The sequence below is a fragment of the Aeromonas sp. sif2416 genome, from assembly GCF_019218665.1.
Lineage (GTDB): Bacteria > Pseudomonadota > Gammaproteobacteria > Enterobacterales > Aeromonadaceae > Aeromonas > Aeromonas encheleia.
Genome location: NZ_JAHUXC010000006.1, coordinates 69,847 through 88,297, shown reverse-complemented (window position 1 = coordinate 88,297; position 18,451 = coordinate 69,847). Strand labels below are relative to the sequence as shown.

Here is an 18,451-nt window from a genome sequence, read left to right as displayed (position 1 = left end):
ACAGTGGCACTCCCCCTCCCCCTGCCCCGGGCTCTCCCGCCCGGGAGGGGCAACCGGCTGGCCACTTTGCCGCCCCCTTCCCATTGGTTTACAATCGACTGGTTTTTTGGAACCGGGTTGGCCTGCGCCGACCAGGCCCCACCACGACATCAGTCTGTTAATGCCAAGACATTAAGCTGCTGAAAAGGAAGAGAATTAGCCAATGGCTCAATTTATTTACACCATGAACAGGGTCGGCAAGGTCGTGCCGCCCAAGCGTCATATTCTCAAGAACATCTCCCTCTCCTTCTTCCCGGGCGCCAAGATTGGCGTATTGGGCCTGAATGGGTCTGGAAAATCAACACTGCTGCGCATCATGGCGGGGATCGACACCGAGATCGAGGGGGAAGCCCGTCCGCAACCCGGCATCAAGATCGGCTACCTGCCCCAGGAGCCCAAGCTGGATCCGGAGCAGACCGTCCGCGAAGCGGTCGAAGAGGCGGTCGGCGACGTCAAACGCGCCATGGCCCGTCTGGACGAGGTCTATGCGGCCTACGCCGACCCGGATGCCGACTTCGACAAGCTGGCCCGTGAACAGGGCGAGCTGGAGGCCATCATCGCCGCCCAGGGCGGTCACAACATGGAAAACCAGCTGGAGCGCGCGGCCGATGCCCTGCGCCTGCCGGCCTGGGACGCCAAGATCCAGCACCTCTCAGGTGGTGAGCGCCGCCGCGTGGCCCTGTGCCGCCTGCTGCTGGAGAAACCGGACATGCTGCTGCTGGATGAGCCGACCAACCACCTGGATGCGGAATCCGTAGCCTGGCTGGAGCGCTTCCTGCACGACTACGAGGGCACTGTGGTGGCCATCACCCACGACCGCTACTTCCTCGACAACGTGGCGGGCTGGATCCTGGAGCTGGACCGCGGCGAGGGCATTCCCTGGGAAGGCAACTACTCCTCCTGGCTGGAGCAGAAAGATGCGCGTCTGGCGCAGGAAGCCAGCTCAGAGGCGGCTCGTCGCAAGTCCATCGAGAAAGAGCTGGAGTGGGTTCGTCAGAATCCGAAGGGCCGCCAGGCCAAGTCAAAGGCTCGTATGGCTCGCTTCGAGGAACTCAACACCAACGACTACCAGAAGCGCAACGAGACCAACGAGCTGTTCATTCCGCCAGGACCCCGCCTCGGCGACAAGGTGGTGGACGTGGCGAACCTGTGCAAGTCCTACGGTGATCGGCAGTTGATCGACGATCTCTCCTTCTCCATTCCGAAGGGAGCCATCGTCGGCATCATCGGCCCGAACGGGGCCGGTAAGTCCACCCTGTTCCGCATGATGTCGGGTCAGGAGCAGCCGGACTCCGGCACCATCACCCTGGGTGATACCGTGGTGCTGGCCTCGGTGGATCAGTTCCGCGACAGCATGGACGACAAGAAGACGGTGTTCCAGGAAGTGGCCGACGGTCAGGATATCCTGCGCATCGGCAGCTACGAGTTCCCGAGCCGCGCCTATATCGGCCGCTTCAACTTCAAGGGCGCCGATCAGCAAAAGCGGGTCGGCGAGCTGTCCGGTGGCGAACGTGGCCGTCTGCACCTGGCCAAGCTGTTGCAGACCGGCGGCAACGTGCTGCTGCTCGATGAACCGACCAACGATCTGGACATCGAAACCCTGCGCGCCCTGGAGAACGCCCTGCTGGAGTTCCCGGGCTGTGCCATGGTCATCTCCCACGATCGCTGGTTCCTCGACCGTATCGCCACCCACATCCTGGACTACCAGGACGAGGGCAAGATTGCCTTCTTCGAAGGCAACTTCACCGAATACGAAGAGTGGAAGAAGAAGACCTATGGTGCCGACGCGGTGCAACCACACCGAGCCAAGTACAAGCGCATCACCAAGTAAGTGAGCCGAGTACCATGATGGAGCGATGCGGCCCAACCGCACAGCTCCAGCTATACAAGCGCATCAGAACGCGTGACAAGGGGAGCCAAGGCTCCCCTTTTTGCTGCCTTTTGCTTACAATCTCCCCGCTCCCCCTACCGATGCCAACCGATGACCCAGACCAGCCCTACCGCGAAGAGACTCACCATCCAGATCCGGATCGAACCCGGCTGCCTCGGGCCGGATGGCAAGGCACACATAGATACCTTCTGCACCGCCGCCGGCCGGGTCTTCGCCGCCCTCGAGCCCGAGCGACTGAGCTGGCTGCTGCTGCCGCGCCATGACAAGCAGTTGCCCGAGCAGGAGTTCCTCTTCGAGGGGCGCAAGCTGAGCGAGGCGCAGGCCAGCCTGCTGCTGCAGCGCATGGGCCTGACCCTGGCCACTCTGCAGGAGCGCAGCGATGCCATGCTGGCCCAGCTGGTCGAGCGCTACTTCAAGACGCTCTGAACCTTCCCCCGATGGCAAACGGCCTCTATCGAGTTCCATTTTTTTCGCTCAAATAGCAAACGTTTGAATTTTTGCTCTATTCATTGATCCGTCTCGCAGATCCGGGGTTTGTAAACGGCGCCGCCTGTGTGAAAATGTGCGCGCTGTCACGGTATCAGGACGAGTCTGGTCACTCAGTCGCCAGAAACAGGGCCATTTACCCCTCATGGATGGGATTGGCCGTTCGCCTGCTGCTTATTTCACGTCACCCATTGGAATCCAACATGAATCAACAACACCAAGCTGCCAGCCAGGCCGCCGGGCAAGGATTGCTTGAGCGCCTGTTTGCCCTGCGAGGCCATGGCACCACGGCCCGCACCGAGGTCATCGCCGGCATCACCACCTTCCTGACCATGGTCTACATCGTATTCGTCAACCCGCAGATCCTCTCCAACGCGGGCATGGATACCCAGGCGGTGTTCGTCACCACCTGCCTCATCGCCGGCATCGGCAGCATTCTGATGGGCCTGTTGGCCAACCTGCCCATCGCCCTGGCTCCCGCCATGGGCCTCAACGCCTTCTTCGCCTTCGTGGTGGTGGCTGGCATGGGCTACTCCTGGCAGGTCGGTATGGGCACCATCTTCTGGGGGGCGCTGGGTCTGCTGATCCTCACCCTGCTGCGCGTGCGCTACTGGCTGATCGCCAACATTCCGCTCACCCTGCGGGTCGGCATCACCGCCGGCATCGGCCTGCTCATCGCCCTGCTCGGTCTGCACAACGCCGGCATAGTGGTGGCGAGCCCGGCCACCATGGTGACGGTGGGCAACCTCACCTCCCTGCCCTGCCTGCTGGGCTTTCTCGGCTTCTTCCTGATCTGCATCTTCTCCGCCCGCGGCGTGCACTCCGCCGTGCTGATCGCCATCGTCGTCACCACCACCCTGGGCTGGCTGTTTGGCGACGTGACCTTCAAGGGCTTCGTCTCCATGCCGCCGAGCATCACCCCGGTGTTTGGTCAGCTGGATCTGATGGGCTCGCTGGACATCAGCCTCGCGGGGATCATCTTCTCCTTCATGCTGGTCAACCTGTTCGACTCCTCCGGCACCCTGATCGGGGTTACCACCCGCGCCAAGCTGGCCGATGAGCAGGGCCGCTTCCCGCGCATGAAGCAGGCGCTGGTGGTCGATAGCATCAGCTCTGTGGGTGGTGCCTTCATGGGCACCTCCTCCGTCACCGCCTATATCGAGAGCAGCTCCGGCGTCGCCGTCGGTGGTCGCACCGGCCTGACCGCCATAGTCGTAGGCGTGCTGTTCCTGCTGGCGATCTTCTTCTCCCCCATCGCCGCCATAGTGCCGGCCTATGCCGCCGCCGGAGCCCTCATCTACGTGGGCGTGCTGATGTGCTCCGAGCTGACCAAGGTGAAGTGGGAAGACCTGACCGAAGCGGTGCCGGCCTTCATGACCGCTGTCATGATGCCGTTCAGCTTCTCCATCACCGAGGGGATCGCCGTGGGCTTCATCTCCTACTGCGTGATGAAGGCGGGCACCGGTCGCTGGCGCGAGATCAACCCCTGCGTGCTGGTGGTCGCCCTGCTGTTCGTGCTGAAGTTCGTCTGGATCGACGCCCACTAAGCGCCGATGACGCAAACAAAAATGCCAGTCTCTCGACTGGCATTTTTTATGGCTGACGCGCAATGACCCAGCTGGTTAGCGGATGCCGCGCGCCTCGCGGATCCACTCCCAGGCCTGCTGGATCTCCTGGGTCTTCTCCTTCGCCATCTCCATCATCTCCGGCGGCAGCCCCTTGGCGGCCAGCTTGTCCGGGTGGTGCTTGCTCATCTCCTTGCGATAGGCACGCTTGATGTCCTGATCGCTGTCGCTCTCGCTCACCCCCAGCAGCTGATAAGAATCCTTGAGACGATCCGCCGAGGGGGCCTCCTGCCGGTATTGCTGCTGCCCGCCGCCCTGCTGCTGGCGGTGGAAGAAGTTCATCTGCGCCTCGGCCATGGCCAGGATGCGCCCCAGCTCGATGCGGCTGAAGCCGAGCTCATCGGCGATGGTCTGCAGGATGGCGCGCTCATCGGCCTCGACCCTGCCATCGGCGAAGGCGGCCTGCAGCTGCACCTCTAGGAAGAAACGCAGTATGTCGCGCTGGCCGAGGCTGGCGCGGCGAAACTCGGCCAGCGTCTCCCGCAGCGGGAAGCCGCTCTCCTTGCCCTGACGGAACGACTCCTGCGCCCGCACCCGCTGTTCGCCGGAGAGCCGCATCCTGTCCATCAGATTGGACGCCACCCGGATCTCATGCTCGGTGACCTGGCCGCTCGCCTTGGCGATGTGGCCCATGACGGCGAAGGTGGCGTGAAAGAACACCGCCTGCTGTTGCTGGCTGGGTGCACGCCGAAACGCTCCCTGGATGCCCATGCCTCGATCGAAGCGATGACCGAGCCAGAGGCCGAGCAGGGCGCCGAAGATGTTGCCGAGCAGAAAACCGAAGAAGGCGCCAAGCACCTTACCCCAAATACGCATGGTTCAAGACCTCATGATGTTAATGAGTGCGTCCTTGCACTTGCAGTTGTTCATCCAGCTCGCGCAACCGATCGACGGTACCGATATCCCGCCATTCACCGGCCAGCAAGGCACCGCCAACGCGGCCTTGCGCCATCCAGTCACGCAGCAGAGGCGCCAGTTTGCGCGCCCCGGTTGCCAGTCCGGCAAAGGCGGCGGGCCGATAGAGCCCGACGCCGCTGAAGGTCAGCGCCGGTGTATCCAGCACCCGGCCGGCTTGCAGGGAGAAATCGCCCTGAGGATGTTGCGTTGGATTAGGTACCAGCCAGAGGTGAGCCAGATCCTCCCCCAGCGGTTGGTTGACCAAGGTGCGATAATCCAGATCGAGCCAGGTATCGCCGTTGATCACCAGAAACGGCTCGGCGCCGAGCAGCGCCAATGCCTGCACTATGCCGCCGGCGGTCTCCAGCGCACTCGCTTCGGCCGACCACTGGATGCTCACCCCGAATTGGCTGCCGTCCCCCAGCGCCTCGAGCAGCTTGTGGCCGAGCCAGGCGTGGTTGATGACCAACTCTGTCACGCCAGCGGCCTTGAGCCTCTCGATATGATGCACGATGAGCGGCTTGCCCCCCACCGCCAGCAGCGGCTTGGGCAGCGCGTCAGTCAGCGGGCGCATCCGCTCGCCACGGCCCGCGGCCAGGATCATCGCCTTCATGGCTGCTCCCCGGCGGCTCGTGCTTCTGCCACTTGGGCCAGGCCCGGCAGCACTATCTGCCGCAACCAGGCGCCGAAGCGGGCCAGCACCGGATAGTCGGCGCCGTGCAGCTCGCACACGTCCACCACATAGCCCAGAGTACGGGGAATATCCTTGAGGTAACCTGACTTGCCATCGCGATGATAGAGCCGGGTGAAGAGGCCCGCCGCCTTCAGGTGACGCTGCATGCCGGTGAGATCGGCATGGCGACGGAAGCTGGCATAGTCGAGCTCGCCGAGCAGCCTGGCCTGACTCAGGATGTCGTAGCCCTGGCGCATGCCCTGCTCGATCACCGCATCGGGCCAGCGCACGTAGCAATCCTTCAGCAGCGAGACGAGGTCATAGCTGAGGGGACCTATGACCATGTCCTGAAAATCGATGATGGCAAGCGTGCTGCCAGCCGGGGTCGGCTCACCGCAGACCATCAGGTTGCGGCTGTGGAAGTCCCGGTGCATCACCCCCTGGGGTTGGGCCAGGTTGTTGGCGGTGAGGCAGGCGAAGGTATCGTCCAGCAGCTGTTGCTCGTCCTCGCTCAGGACAAGTTGCAGGTGCCGACCGAGCAACCACTCGGGGAAGATGGCATCTTCACGGGCCATGAAGACGGTATCGAATGGCTCAAGCGCCAGCTCGACCGCGCAGAGCCGGGGCAGCAGCGCTATGGCCTTGCCGTACCAGGCCTGCACGCTGTGCGCGTCAAGGCAACCGATGAGCTGGGTATCGCCAAGGTCCGTCACCGCCAGCAGGCCCTGCTCATAGTCCACCGCCCTGACCTCGGGGGCCAGCAACCCCATGGCGTGCAGGGCGGCGGCATTGCGGACAAATTCATGATTTTTTTCGGTTTTCGGATTAGCATCTACCCACACCAGACCACCGCCACGGAAGTAGCGGCGAAAACTGGCGTCACCGGAGATCAGGGTCAGTTGAAGGTTGGCATCACCGGATATCCGGCGCGCCCATTGCAGTAACAGGGAATTGCGATCATGCATGAGTCGGGGACCAAATTGGAAAGCAGCACTTGGCTGTTAGCCCTGGCCGCAATAATGCTTTATCATTGCCGGCTAACATAAAGCAATGACATGCAATGTCAACTCGATGGATCCTGACATAAAATGCATGCCCTGAATCAACCGTTTTTACCACGGATTGCGCGAGCCTTTCACATGACAAAATGGACACTGGGATCTTCTTATCCCATCGCCCTGAGCATCAGCCTTGTTCCTGCCCTGAGTCCGATCATGGTGCAGGCTGCGCCACTCAACGCGCCACCGGCCACCGGGATCCTAGACAGCCTCTGCTATGACTATGTCCCCAAGATCGAGAAACCGAAGGCGGATCAGGATGCCAACGCCCTGCCGGTCGAGGTGGATGCCGATCGCCTGGAGGCCAAGCAGGGTGGCACCGCTGTCTATGAGGGTGATGTCAAGGTTCGCCAGGGCGTGCGCAAATTCGACTCCGACTATGCCCAGCTGGATCAGAAGAGCCGGGATGTGATCGCCATCGGCAACATCTATTACAACGATGGTCAGATCACGGTCACCAGCGACAAGACCCTCAAATCCAATCTGGATACCAAGGATTCGGAGCTGGAAGAGGGCAAGTACCAGGTCCACGGCTCACCGGTGCGCGGCTTCGCCGACAAGGTGACCATGACCAACAACAACCAGAACATCACCCTGGAAGGGGCTCAGTACACCACCTGCCCACCTGGCCAGGAGGCCTGGACCCTGAAAGCGGGCAGCATCGATATCGATCAGACCGAGGTGTTTGGGGAGGCCTATAACGCAACCCTCTGGCTCTATGACTATCCGGTCTTCTACACCCCTTACATCAATTTCCCTATCAAGGATGAGCGCAAGACCGGCCTGCTTTACCCCTATTACAAGCAGAGTTCCGACAATGGCATGGAGATCACCCAGCCATTCTACTGGAACATAGCCCCCAACTACGACGCTACCATCACCCCCCGTTTCATGGACAGACGGGGCCTGATGAACCAGGTCGAGTTCCGCTACATGCCGGATCCGGCCCATGTCGGCAGCCTCTATTTCGAGAATCTGGACAACGACAAACAGTACGACGAGACGGCCAGTCTGCATGACAACCTGTCCGACGGGCATCGCTATCTGATCAATGCCCGCCACACCTCCATGTTCATCGACAATGCCCTGCGGGTGTCGGTGGACTACACCAAGGTGCGGGACAATGACTACAACTACTTCAACGACTTCGATCCCAGCGTGGGTACTCAGGTCGACAACCAGTTGCAGCAATCCCTGACGGCCGGTTACTTCCAGCAGAACTGGAACCTCAAAACTGAGGTTAGAACCTATCAGATCCTGCTGGCGGGGGCTCAACAGCCTCACTCCATGTTGCCGCGCATCGACCACAACTACTACCAGCAGGGCAACTGGTACGATCTGGCCTGGAACACCGAACTGACCAAGTTTGGCTATGACAACGACGAATCCACCATAGGTGAGGTCTACACAGGCACCCGTCTCTACACTGCGCCCACCCTGACGGTGCCGCTCATCAATGCTGCCGGTTACTATCTGGATAGCCAGTACAAGCTGATGTATACCCACTACAATCAGGAAGTACCGGATGCCAGCAAACTCACCGCCTACTACCGTGACCGAGGGTTGACCGAACTCGATGAGCAGGTCACCCGGGTACTACCCTCGGTTCGTCTCAAGGGCGGCCTCACCTTCGATCGCCAGCAGGATTGGTTTGGCGAGAGCGCCAGCCAGACCTTGGAGCCCGAGTTCCAATACCTCTATGTCCCCTACAAGGATCAGGACAACATAGGTATTTACGACTCCACCACCATGCGCCAGGACTACTACAGCCTGTTCAGTGACCGTCGTTACGCCGGTCTCGACCGCATCAGCGACTCCAACCGGCTCTCCCTCGGTCTCACCACCCGCATCTACGATCCGGCCGGTGATGAACGAATTCGGCTGGCCGTTGCCCAAGCATTCGACTTCGTGGCCCCCAAGGTCACTCTCTATCCCAGCGACGAAGCCAGCATCAATACCCGCTCCCCCCTGTCATTCGAAGGGGATGCCAAGATCAATGAACAGTGGTTTGCCCATGCCGGGGCACAATATGATATGGAGCAAAATCGTATCAGCTCGGCCAACAGCGCGCTGGAGTACCGCCGCGATAAGCTGATCAGCCAGCTGAGCCATCGCTTTATCCGCGATGCCAACTACGACCTGGACAGCAAGGGCCAAGAGATCACAGACCTCAACCAGATCGGCATGCTGTTGACCACTCCGCTCAACGCTCAGTGGCGCCTCTATGGCGGTTACTATTACGAACTCGATCAAGGGGTCAAAGTGGATCGCAAGGTGGGACTGAAATATGACTCCTGCTGCTGGAGCATCAACTTCAACATGGAGTGGGTCAACGATCCGGATAACGTCAGTTACAAGCCCAGCTCCGAGCGCAGCCTGGGTATTCAGTTTGAAATGAAAGGATTGGGTAGCGTGGGTACCGGCTCCAAGGGCACCTCCCTGGACACCGAAGCACTGCCTTACATTCGTCCGTTTAACCTGCGAGACCAATAACCGGTCTGGCAAACGCCTTGAGAGATGGATATGAAGAAGACGTTGATTTCCCTGCTGACGGCAGGCCTGTTTGGAGTCATGAGCCAGGGAGCCCTCGCCGCCCCCGAGCTGGTGGACAAGGTGCTTGCCGTAGTCAACAAGGACGTGGTGCTGGCCAGCCAGCAGGAAGCCCTGGTGCAGAAGGTGAAGGCTTCCGCTCAGGAGAGCGGCCAGTCCCTACCCGATGACGCCACCCTGCGCAAGCAGGCGCTGGATCGACTGATCCAGGAGAGCCTGCAGCTGCAACTGGCGGATCGCCAGGGCCTCAAGATCAGCGATACCCAGCTGGAGCAGGCTATCCAGAGCATCGCTGCCGACAACAAGATGAACCTGGATCAGCTGCGTGCCCAGCTGGCCCGGGAGGGGATCTCCTATGCCCAGTACCGGGAAGAGGTGCGCCGCGAGATCCTGATGAACGAGGTGCGTCGCAGCCAGGTTCGCCGCCGCATCAACATCTCCGAGCAGGAGGTGAAGCAGGTGGTCGAGGCGCTGCACAAGCAGGGCCAGCAGCAGACCGAGTTCCATGTCGGCCATATTCAGGTCTCCCTGCCGGACAACCCGAACGCCGAGCAGCTCAATTCCGCCAAGAGCAAGATTGAGCGCATCCTGGCCGCCCTGAAAGAGGGGGCCGACTTCCGCAAACTGGCCATCGCCGAGAGCAACGGTCCCAAGGCGCTGGAAGGGGGTGACTGGGGCTGGATGAGCCCGCAGGAGATGCCGACGCTGATGGCCGAGGCGGTACAGGGTGCCAGTAAGGGGGACATCGTCGGCCCGCTGCGCTCCGGTGCCGGCCTGCACATCATCAAGATCTTCGACACCAAGGGTCAGCAGCAGGTCATGATCTCCGAGGTGCGCGCCCGCCACATCCTGATCAAACCCTCCATCATCCTGAGTGAGGAGAAGGCCAAGAGCACCCTGGACGGTATACTGCACGACATCAAGAGCGGCAAGGCCAGCTTCGCCAGCATGGCAGAGAAATACTCCGAAGATCCGGGCTCTGCGGTGCAAGGCGGGGAACTCGGCTGGTCCGATCCCAACGTCTATGTGCCGGAGTTCCGCGACATGGTCAACCGTCTCCAGCCGGGTGAGCTGAGCGAGCCGTTCCGTACCAGCCACGGCTGGCACATAGTGCAGCTGGAAGAGCGTCGCAGTCAGGACGCCACCGGCAAGGCCCAGGAGCAGCGCGCCTATCAGCTCATCTTCAACCGCCGCTTCACCGAAGAGTCACAGGCCTGGCTGGATGAACTGCGCGACGAAGCCTACATCCAGATCGAACCCAATTAATGGGCGATGAGCAGATGAACAGCCAGCATCCAGATCGAGTCCAAAAGCAGATGAGCTGTCGTCGTCTCGCCATCACGCCGGGTGAACCGGCGGGCATAGGTCCGGATCTGGTGCTGCAGATAGCCCAGCGGGATTGGCCCCATCAGCTGGTGGTGATCGCCGATCCCGACCTGCTGCTGGCGCGGGCCGCCCTGCTGGGACTGCCCATAGTGCTGGAACCCTATGATGCCAGCGCCCCTGCCCACCCGCAGCGGGCCGGCACCCTGACCCTCTGTCCGCTCGAACTCGGCGCCCCCGTGGTGCCGGGTGAGCTGGATGAGGGCAACGGCGCCTATGTGCTGGCCACCCTGCAACGGGCCTGTGACGGCAACCTGAGCGGCGAATTTGCCGCCGTGGTGACCGGCCCGGTGCACAAGGGGATCATCAACCAGGCCGGCGTCTCGTTCAGCGGCCACACCGAATTCTTCGCCCAGCAGTCAGGCACCGCCGACGTGGTGATGCTGCTGGCAACAGAGGGACTGCGGGTGGCGCTGGCGACCACCCATATCCCGCTCGCCTATGTGGCCGGGGCCATCACCGAGGACCGCCTCGGCAAGGTGATCCGCATCCTGGATGCGGATCTCAGGACCAAGTTTGGCATTCAGCAGCCCCGTATTTACGTCTGTGGCCTCAATCCCCATGCCGGGGAAGGGGGCCATCTTGGTCGGGAAGAGATCGAGGTGATCGAACCCGCCCTGGCCGGCTTGCGCCAGGAGGGGATCGATCTGGTCGGCCCGCTGCCGGCCGATACCCTGTTCCAGGACAAATACCTCAAGGATGCGGATGCGGTACTCGCCATGTACCACGACCAGGGGCTGCCCGTGCTCAAATACAAGGGCTTCGGCAGTTCGGTCAATATCACCCTTGGACTCCCATTCATCCGCACTTCGGTGGATCACGGCACCGCGCTGGATCTGGCAGGCAAAGGCCTGGCGGACTCGGGGAGCCTGATCACCGCGATTAACCACGCCATTCAGATGGTAGAGAAAAAAAGCTATGAGCAGTAAGGTGCAGAGCAACAAGGTGCACATGGGCCACACGGCCCGTAAGCGTTTCGGTCAGAACTTCTTGCACGACCGTTATGTGATCGATCAGATAGTGGCCGCCATCAACCCGCAACCGGGTCAGAACCTGGTGGAGATCGGGCCGGGTCTGGCCGCGCTGACCGAGCCGGTCGCATCCCAGATGGACAAGATGACGGTGGTCGAACTGGACCGGGATCTCGCCGCACGCCTGCGCGAGCACCCCACCCTCAAAGACAAACTGACGGTGATCGAGGCCGATGCCATGCGCTTCGACTTCGGCACCCTGATGGGAGAAGGCAAGGGGCCGCTGCGCATCTTCGGCAACCTGCCCTACAACATCTCCACCCCGCTGATCTTCCACCTGTGCGAGTTTGCCGACCGGGTCGCAGACATGCACTTCATGCTGCAAAAAGAAGTGGTATTGCGGATGTGCGCAGGCCCGGGCAGCAAGGCCTATGGCCGCCTGAGTGTCATGGTCCAGTACTACTGCCAGGTCATCCCGGTGCTGGAAGTGGGCCCGGGTGCCTTCAAGCCGGCCCCCAAGGTGGATTCGGCCGTGGTGCGACTGGTGCCGCACCAGAACCCGACCATAGTCGCGAAGGATCTGCGCTGCCTGAGCCGCGTCTGTACCGAAGGCTTCGGTCAGCGCCGCAAGACCATTCGCAACAGCTTCTCCAACTTCATCACCGACGCTCAGCTGACCGAGCTTGGCATCGATGGCAGCCTGCGCCCGGAGAACCTCTCCCTCGCGCAGTTTGTCATGATCGCCAACTGGCTGGCCGACCAGCAGCAGGCCTGATCCCATGCCATCGTCCCGGATAGTGATCCGCCCGCACCCCAGCTATGTGGCCGGCACCCAGGATCCCTACCATTTTCTCTATCTCATCGAGATAGAGAATCTGGGGCCGGGTACGGTGCAGCTGCTGCATCGACGCTGGCTCATCACCGACGCCAATGGCAAGATGCTGGAAGTGGAAGGTCCCGGGGTCGTGGGTGAGCAGCCCTTCATCGCCCCCGGTGAGACCTTCAGCTATCAGAGTGGCGTTCCCCTCGCCACTCCGCTCGGCGTGATGGAGGGTAGCTATACCCTGCAAGACGAGTCGGGGCAGCAGTTCGAGGCCCCCATCGCCCCCTTCACGCTGGCCGTTCCCCACATAATTAACTGAGGTTTCATGGCGAACTGTTTCGTCGGTGATGTCCAGGGCTGTTACGACGATCTGCGCCGTCTGCTGGATCTTGCCGAATTCGACTCCGACAAGGACATGCTCTGGCTGTGCGGCGATCTGGTCGCCCGTGGCCCGGACTCCCTCAACACCCTGCGTTTCGTCAAGTCGCTGGGGCAGCGTGCCGTCACCGTGCTCGGCAACCATGACCTGCACCTGCTGGCGGTCGCCAACGGGGTCGCGCCGCTCAAGAAGAAAGACAAGCTGCAGGCCCTGATGGAGGCGCCGGACAGGGACGATCTGTTGGAGTGGTTGCGCCAGCGCCCACTGCTGGCGGAACACCCAGATCTACCCATCATGATGGTGCACGCCGGCCTCTCCCCCGCCTGGGACGCCCGCACCGCCCGCAACTGTGCCCGCGAGGTGGAAAGTCTGCTGCGCGGCGATCAATACCAGTGGCTGCTGCACAACATGTACGGCGATCAACCGGACAGCTGGCAGGATGATCTGATGGGGATAGAGCGTTACCGCTACATCATCAACAGCTTCACCCGCATGCGCTTCTGCTACTTCGACGGCCGGCTCGAGTTCAAGTGCAAGAAGGGGCCCACGGAGTCCACTCCGGGCCTGCGCCCCTGGTTCGAGCAGCGCGAGCACCATGTGGACGACCCCATACTGGTGTTCGGCCACTGGGCGGCGCTGATGGGCGCGACCGGCAAGGCCGACATCAAGGCGTTGGATACCGGCTGCGTGTGGGGCAACAGCCTCACCCTGTGGCGCTACGAGGACGATGCCCTGATAGCGACCCCCTGTCCGGCCTATGCCAGCTGAGCGGCGGTACCCATAATGCGACGGGCCCGGCATATTGCCGGGCCCGTTCTTTATGTGAAGCCTGTCAGATCACAGCTTGCGGCCCAGCCGTTTCTCGACCTGACGCCGCTCCCACTCCGGTCCGAACAGCTTGAACGGCTGGAACAGGTTGATGGCATGGGACATCAGGCCCAACCCCCAGCCCAGCATGGGCCACCAGGCCCAGATGTAATCCGGGTTGCTCAGGTAGTTGATGACGAAGAGCCCGCCGATCACCAGCACATAGCTGATGAGGTGGCCGTAGAAGCCTTTGAGCCCCTCGACGAACTTCATCGCCTCCCGCTCATCCCTGGCGACATGTACGCTCCCCTGACTGTCGATCTCATTTCCTTTCATCTCGCTCTCCTGCAGTTGAGTCACATCGAGCTCAAAGACGGAGGCCAGGGCCTTGAGGGATTCCAGTCCGGGTGGTTGCCCCTGTTCGATCCGCTGTATGGTGCGCACACTCAGACCAGACAGGGTAGCCAACTGCTCCTGGGACCAGCCTCGCTGCAATCTCAATTTCCTGACTATCATCATCGGCTCCTCGTGGTTATGGACAGGGCCAGCATAGGGCCGAGCGGATGAAGGCAACACGACAAAGGCCTGACATCAACCTGACTTTCCTTAAATATCAATGCATTAACAGCAAAACATCATCAGAAGCCTGATCGGTAGGGCGGCATCCAAACCTGCTGCTGCCGTCCCGGCAGGGCTAAGGGACAGCTCGCTGCCGATGATGCACCGAGCAGCCAGGACTCACAGGCTTTGCATCAGCTCGGCCGCAATCTCGAACGAGCGCAGCCGCGCCTCATGATCGACGATGGGGCCGTTGAACATCAGCTCGTCAGCCCCGGTCTCGGCCAGCAGCGCCTGCAAGCCATGGCGGACTCTGTCTCGATCTCCCACCAGGGAGCGGGCCAGGGTCTGCTCCATCGCCATCAGCTCCCGCGCCGACCACTCCTCCCCCAGCTCCTGCACCGGCAGCGGCAACTTGCCCGCATCCCCCCGATAGAGCCGCAGGAACTGCTGCTGCACAGTAGTAAACAGGAAGCGGGCCTCCCGCTCGGTGTCGGCCGCCACCATGTTGATGCACACCACGGCATAGGGCCTGGGCCAGCGGGCGGAAGGCTGATACTGACTGCGGTAGAGCGCCAGCGCCTGCAGCAGCAAGCCGGGTGCGAAGTGGGAGGCGAAACCGAACGGCAACCCCATGGCCGCCGCCAGCTGGGCGCTGTAGAGACTGGAGCCCAGCAGCCAGATGGGTACCTCCAGCCCCTGACCTGGTACGGCCTGCACCGCGCCCGGCTGATCGCCGAAATAGCGCATCAGCTCGCGCACATCGGCGGGAAAGTCATCCACCTCGCCGCTGCGTTGGCGACGCAGTGCCTGCATGGTGCGCTGATCGGTGCCGGGCGCTCGCCCCAGCCCCAGATCGATCCGATCCGGATAGAGCGAGGCCAGGGTGCCAAACTGCTCGGCGATCACCAGGGGCGAGTGATTCGGCAGCATGATGCCGCCGGAACCCAGCCGCAGGGTGCTGGTGCCGCCAGCCAGATGACCTATCAGCACCGAGGTGGCGGCACTGGCGATGCCCGGCATGTTGTGATGTTCCGCCAGCCAGTAGCGGTGATAGCCCCACCGCTCGGCGTGTTGGGCCAGATCCAGCGAGCGGCGAAACGACTCGGCCGGTACAGACCCTTCGGGGACGGGCACCAGATCGAGGACGGAATAGGGGATGGCGGACATGGGACACTCCATTGCTTCACAATTCAATAACCTGGGGGGCAATGTAGCATGAGATACCTGAATGGCACACTCGATACCCCATCATCCAGGGTGCCTCTGTGGCCACTAGGCCTGACCAATAAAGCCCCATAAGAAACTTTGTTGTGGCGTGCTAATAATCCCGGCCGGATAATTGTGCTTTTTGTCGCCCTATGAGCACACTGAGAGGGAATCATCACGGCGATCGCCCGTGGGACAAGGATGCGTCCATGACAAAAGCTAGCCTCAGCCGTAGACCCTTTTACGTACACATCGCCACGCTCTTCATTCTGCTGTTCTCCGTGCTGGGGGGCGCCCTCATCCTGCTGCAGTTTCAACAGGGCATGCAGCAGGGACTGGAACACGAGCGCCAGAGCTTCCTGCAGTATCGGGAACAGCTGGCACTGGCTCTCAAGCTGAACCAGCGCCCGGCCCGCATGTCATTGAGCCTGCTGCGCAGCGGCCAGCTGGCCGCGATGACCAGCCTGGACGCTCGCCTCAGCTACCTGCCCCAACTGGCCGAGGTGCTGGCCAACAGCGCCAGCTATGGCGCCATCTATGCCGGTTACGATAACGGTGACTTCTTCCTGGTGCGCAAGCTGACCAACAGAGCCAAGGCGCTGCTAGACAGCCCTCCCCCCGCCAGCCACCTGCTGGTGCAGAGCCTGAGTCAGGGCCAGGGAGAGTTCCTCTATTTCGACAAGCGGCTGCATCTGCTCGAGCGCCGGCCCATGCCGGACTACAGGTTCGATCCCCGCAGCCGTGACTGGTACAAGGAGGCGCGCTGGCGCACGGGTATCATAGTGACCCACCCCTATCTGTTCTTCACCACCAAGGAGCCGGGCATGACGCTGGCGGTGGAGAGCGACGATCGCCGGGCTGTGCTCGGGCTGGATGCCGGCGTGGAGGGGCTCTCCGCCCTCATCGGCGAGCTGCCCCTGCCCAGCCACTGCCAGCTGGTGCTGTTCGACGAATTAGGCACCCTGCTGGCGACCGATCCCAAGCGGCTGCCCAGCTTCGAGCAACTGAGCCGGTTGCCCACGCTGTCGGTGCTCAAGCACCCCATACTGACCCAGTTGCAACAACGGATAGCGACCCAGCCCACCCTGCTGCACGGGCCGACCGAGCTGACCCTGACCGCAGAGGATCGCAGTGACTGGCTGGTCAACCTCTCCTCCCTGGATGAGGGCTCCCCCTTCTACATCGCCCTGCTGATGCCGGCGAACGTTCTCACCCAGCAGGCCCGTCACGAAGCCCTGGTCAATCTGGCCTGGGCCCTGGCCGGTCTGCTGTTGCTGCTGCCCGTCATCTGGCTGGTGGCGCGGCGTACCGCGGCCCCCTTGCTGGCGCTGACCCGGGAGGCGGAGCGGATCCAGCACTTCGACTTTGACGAGAGCGAGTGGCCCGACTCGTCGATCCGCGAGATCGACGATCTGGCCCGCACCATGTCCGGCATGCGGCAGACCCTCGGCAATTTCATGAGCATGGGGCGGGCGCTGGCGGCCGAGCGCCGCTTCGACTCCCTGCTCAATCGCATCTTGCACGAGACGGTCGCGGCCGCGCAGGCGGAAGGGGGCTGTCTCTATCTGGCGCAGGACAAGCACATGACGGCGGTACAGGCCATCTGGCGGCAACAGCCCCTGGCCTGCGAACAGGTGCACTGGCAGGAGGAGCTGCTCGGCGGCCTCTATCACACCGAGCGCCTCAGCCTGCCGCTCGATGAAGACCACTGGCAGCAATATCTAGCCGACTGGGGCCCCTTTCCGGGCCCCCGCCAGCTGCTGGCGGAGCCGCTGTACAACCATCGCCAGGAGCTGATCGGCTGTCTGCTGCTGATCCTGCCGAACTGCTCGTCACAGGAGCTGGCGTCGCGCATCAGCCTGATCGAGGCGCTGGCGGGCATGTCCGCCTCCGCCATCGAGAACCAGCGCCTGCTGGAGGAGCAGAAACAGCTGCTGGAGGCCTTCATCGAGCTGATCGCGGGGGCCATCGATGCCAAGAGCCCCTATACCGGTGGCCACTGCCAGCGCGTCCCCGAGCTGACCCGCATGCTGACCGAGGCGGCCTGTGCCCAGCAGCAGGGCCCCTTCAGCGACTTCAGACTCAGCGAAGAGGAGTGGGAAGCCATCCATATCGCGAGCTGGCTGCACGACTGTGGCAAGGTCACCACGCCGGAGTTCGTGGTCGACAAGGCCACCAAGCTGGAGACGATCTACGATCGGATCCACGAGATCCGCACCCGCTTCGAGGTGCTCAAGCGCGATGCCTATATAGAGGCGCTGGCGTCCCGCCTGCCTGAGCAGGAGAGGATGGCGAGCCGGGAAGCGGTGGCACCGCTCTGGTCGATCCTGGATCAGGAGTTTGCCTTCGTCGCCGAGTGCAACCTGGGGGGGGAATGGATGGCGCCGGAGAAGCTGGCGCGGCTCGATGCCATCGCCAGTCGCAGCTGGTTGCGTACCCTGGATGACAGGCTCGGCATCAGCCGGGAGGAGCTCAGGCGATATGAGAACGAACCGGCCTCGCCGCTGCCCTGCCGCGAGCCGCTGCTGGCCGACAAGCCCACCCACCTCATCCCTCGCCCCACCCAGGACAATATTGCGGCGCACAACCCCTGGGGATTCAAGGTCAAGGTCCCCACCTATCTCTACAACCGGGGGGAGCGCTACAACCTCGCCATCGGTCGCGGCACCCTCACCGAGGAGGAGCGCTACAAGATCAACGATCACATCATCCAGACCATCCGCATGCTGGAGCGGCTCCCCTTCCCTCATCATCTGCGCAAGGTGCCTGAGATCGCCGGTGGTCATCATGAGCGGATGGATGGCAAGGGCTATCCCCGTCAGCTTCATGGGGCACAGATGAGCATCCCCGCCCGCATCATGGCCATCGCCGACATCTTCGAGGCGCTGACCGCCAGCGATCGCCCCTATAAGTCGGGCAAGACGGTGTCCCAGTCCTTGGCCATCATGCGGCACATGGCACAGGATCAACACATAGATCCCGCCCTGTTTACCCTGTTTGTCGACAGCGGCATCTGGCGGGACTACGCCGAGCGTTTCCTGGCACCGGAACAGCTGGATGAGGTCAATAGCCAGAGCCTGCTGGTGGAGCCGGCCTAATCAG

General features: G+C 62.2%; 15 protein-coding genes. 10 read left to right on the top strand and 5 right to left on the bottom strand.

The window, feature by feature from the left end; translation table 11 throughout:
• Window positions 1-202: 202 nt before the first annotated feature.
• From ettA to KW821_RS13090, 3 genes are all read left to right on the top strand, one after another.
• Window positions 203-1,870, top strand: coding sequence for an energy-dependent translational throttle protein EttA (ettA, locus tag KW821_RS13100; RefSeq protein ID WP_218291754.1), 1,668 nt, complete (start codon window positions 203-205; stop codon window positions 1,868-1,870).
• Window positions 1,871-2,020: 150 nt separating this feature from the next.
• Window positions 2,021-2,356 (top strand): hypothetical protein, encoded by a 336-nt coding sequence (locus KW821_RS13095; RefSeq protein WP_218291753.1) that lies wholly within the window; start codon window positions 2,021-2,023, stop codon window positions 2,354-2,356.
• A gap of 263 nt (window positions 2,357-2,619) precedes the next feature.
• Window positions 2,620-3,963: an NCS2 family permease gene (locus KW821_RS13090; protein WP_218291752.1), complete on the top strand. Its 1,344-nt coding sequence runs from the start codon at window positions 2,620-2,622 to the stop codon at window positions 3,961-3,963.
• Between the two features lie 75 nt (window positions 3,964-4,038).
• On the opposite strand, the gene djlA is transcribed toward KW821_RS13090, so the two are convergent.
• From djlA to KW821_RS13075, 3 genes are read right to left on the bottom strand one after another with little or no spacing between them, the layout of a single operon-like run.
• Window positions 4,039-4,857, bottom strand: a complete 819-nt coding sequence (gene djlA, locus KW821_RS13085; RefSeq protein WP_042654231.1) for a co-chaperone DjlA — start codon at window positions 4,855-4,857, stop codon at window positions 4,039-4,041.
• A gap of 19 nt (window positions 4,858-4,876) precedes the next feature.
• On the bottom strand, window positions 4,877-5,551 hold the full coding sequence (gene murU, locus KW821_RS13080) for an N-acetylmuramate alpha-1-phosphate uridylyltransferase MurU (protein ID WP_218291751.1): 675 nt from the start codon (window positions 5,549-5,551) through the stop codon (window positions 4,877-4,879).
• Window positions 5,548-6,576, bottom strand: coding sequence for an aminoglycoside phosphotransferase family protein (locus KW821_RS13075; protein WP_218291750.1), 1,029 nt, complete (start codon window positions 6,574-6,576; stop codon window positions 5,548-5,550). Before KW821_RS13075 ends, murU begins: the two co-directional genes overlap by 4 nt.
• A gap of 174 nt (window positions 6,577-6,750) precedes the next feature.
• Here KW821_RS13075 and lptD point away from each other — a divergent pair, with 174 nt between their 5' ends.
• The 6 genes from lptD to KW821_RS13045 are packed head-to-tail and all read left to right on the top strand — an operon-like array spanning window position 6,751 to window position 13,543.
• The gene (lptD, locus tag KW821_RS13070) at window positions 6,751-9,162 is read left to right on the top strand and encodes an LPS assembly protein LptD (RefSeq protein ID WP_218291749.1); all 2,412 of its coding nucleotides are present in this window, start codon (window positions 6,751-6,753) and stop codon (window positions 9,160-9,162) included.
• A gap of 30 nt (window positions 9,163-9,192) precedes the next feature.
• The gene (surA, locus tag KW821_RS13065; RefSeq protein WP_218291748.1) at window positions 9,193-10,485 is read left to right on the top strand and encodes a peptidylprolyl isomerase SurA; all 1,293 of its coding nucleotides are present in this window, start codon (window positions 9,193-9,195) and stop codon (window positions 10,483-10,485) included.
• Window positions 10,486-10,535: 50 nt separating this feature from the next.
• A complete protein-coding gene (gene pdxA / locus KW821_RS13060; RefSeq protein ID WP_218291747.1) occupies window positions 10,536-11,531 on the top strand; it encodes a 4-hydroxythreonine-4-phosphate dehydrogenase PdxA in 996 nt (331 codons plus the stop codon).
• Window positions 11,521-12,348: a 16S rRNA (adenine(1518)-N(6)/adenine(1519)-N(6))-dimethyltransferase RsmA gene (rsmA, locus tag KW821_RS13055; RefSeq protein WP_042654236.1), complete on the top strand. Its 828-nt coding sequence runs from the start codon at window positions 11,521-11,523 to the stop codon at window positions 12,346-12,348. The genes pdxA and rsmA overlap by 11 nt, the downstream gene beginning before the upstream one ends.
• A gap of 4 nt (window positions 12,349-12,352) precedes the next feature.
• Complete coding sequence (apaG, locus tag KW821_RS13050; protein WP_218291746.1) at window positions 12,353-12,715, top strand: Co2+/Mg2+ efflux protein ApaG; 363 nt, start codon at window positions 12,353-12,355, stop codon at window positions 12,713-12,715.
• Window positions 12,716-12,721: 6 nt separating this feature from the next.
• Window positions 12,722-13,543 carry a symmetrical bis(5'-nucleosyl)-tetraphosphatase gene (locus tag KW821_RS13045; RefSeq protein ID WP_218291745.1) on the top strand — a complete coding sequence of 274 codons (822 nt, stop codon included), beginning with the start codon at window positions 12,722-12,724 and terminating at the stop codon, window positions 13,541-13,543.
• A 69-nt stretch (window positions 13,544-13,612) separates the two neighbouring features.
• Here the strand turns inward: KW821_RS13045 and KW821_RS13040 are convergent, their stop codons facing one another.
• Together KW821_RS13040 and KW821_RS13035 are read right to left on the bottom strand one after the other, a co-directional pair.
• Entirely contained in the window at window positions 13,613-14,098 is a 486-nt protein-coding gene (locus KW821_RS13040) for a 2TM domain-containing protein (RefSeq protein ID WP_042654239.1), read from the bottom strand.
• A 222-nt stretch (window positions 14,099-14,320) separates the two neighbouring features.
• A complete protein-coding gene (locus tag KW821_RS13035; protein WP_218291744.1) occupies window positions 14,321-15,310 on the bottom strand; it encodes a luciferase-like monooxygenase in 990 nt (329 codons plus the stop codon).
• Window positions 15,311-15,558: 248 nt separating this feature from the next.
• Between KW821_RS13035 and KW821_RS13030 the strand changes: the two genes are divergently transcribed.
• Complete coding sequence (locus KW821_RS13030) at window positions 15,559-18,447, top strand: HD domain-containing phosphohydrolase (protein ID WP_371317610.1); 2,889 nt, start codon at window positions 15,559-15,561, stop codon at window positions 18,445-18,447.
• Window positions 18,448-18,451 lie beyond the last annotated feature (4 nt).

Excerpts from the sequence above, each read along its gene's own strand:
- ettA (WP_218291754.1), top strand. The coding sequence starts at position 203 with ATGGCTCAATTTATTTACACCATGAACAGGGTCGGCAAGGTCGTGCCG.
- KW821_RS13095 (WP_218291753.1), top strand. The coding sequence starts at position 2,021 with ATGACCCAGACCAGCCCTACCGCGAAGAGACTCACCATCCAGATCCGG.
- KW821_RS13090 (WP_218291752.1), top strand. The coding sequence starts at position 2,620 with ATGAATCAACAACACCAAGCTGCCAGCCAGGCCGCCGGGCAAGGATTG.
- djlA (WP_042654231.1), bottom strand. The coding sequence starts at position 4,857 with ATGCGTATTTGGGGTAAGGTGCTTGGCGCCTTCTTCGGTTTTCTGCTC.
- murU (WP_218291751.1), bottom strand. The coding sequence starts at position 5,551 with ATGAAGGCGATGATCCTGGCCGCGGGCCGTGGCGAGCGGATGCGCCCG.
- KW821_RS13075 (WP_218291750.1), bottom strand. The coding sequence starts at position 6,576 with ATGCATGATCGCAATTCCCTGTTACTGCAATGGGCGCGCCGGATATCC.
- lptD (WP_218291749.1), top strand. The coding sequence starts at position 6,751 with ATGACAAAATGGACACTGGGATCTTCTTATCCCATCGCCCTGAGCATC.
- surA (WP_218291748.1), top strand. The coding sequence starts at position 9,193 with ATGAAGAAGACGTTGATTTCCCTGCTGACGGCAGGCCTGTTTGGAGTC.
- pdxA (WP_218291747.1), top strand. The coding sequence starts at position 10,536 with ATGAGCTGTCGTCGTCTCGCCATCACGCCGGGTGAACCGGCGGGCATA.
- rsmA (WP_042654236.1), top strand. The coding sequence starts at position 11,521 with ATGAGCAGTAAGGTGCAGAGCAACAAGGTGCACATGGGCCACACGGCC.
- apaG (WP_218291746.1), top strand. The coding sequence starts at position 12,353 with ATGCCATCGTCCCGGATAGTGATCCGCCCGCACCCCAGCTATGTGGCC.
- KW821_RS13045 (WP_218291745.1), top strand. The coding sequence starts at position 12,722 with ATGGCGAACTGTTTCGTCGGTGATGTCCAGGGCTGTTACGACGATCTG.
- KW821_RS13040 (WP_042654239.1), bottom strand. The coding sequence starts at position 14,098 with ATGATAGTCAGGAAATTGAGATTGCAGCGAGGCTGGTCCCAGGAGCAG.
- KW821_RS13035 (WP_218291744.1), bottom strand. The coding sequence starts at position 15,310 with ATGTCCGCCATCCCCTATTCCGTCCTCGATCTGGTGCCCGTCCCCGAA.
- KW821_RS13030 (WP_371317610.1), top strand. The coding sequence starts at position 15,559 with ATGACAAAAGCTAGCCTCAGCCGTAGACCCTTTTACGTACACATCGCC.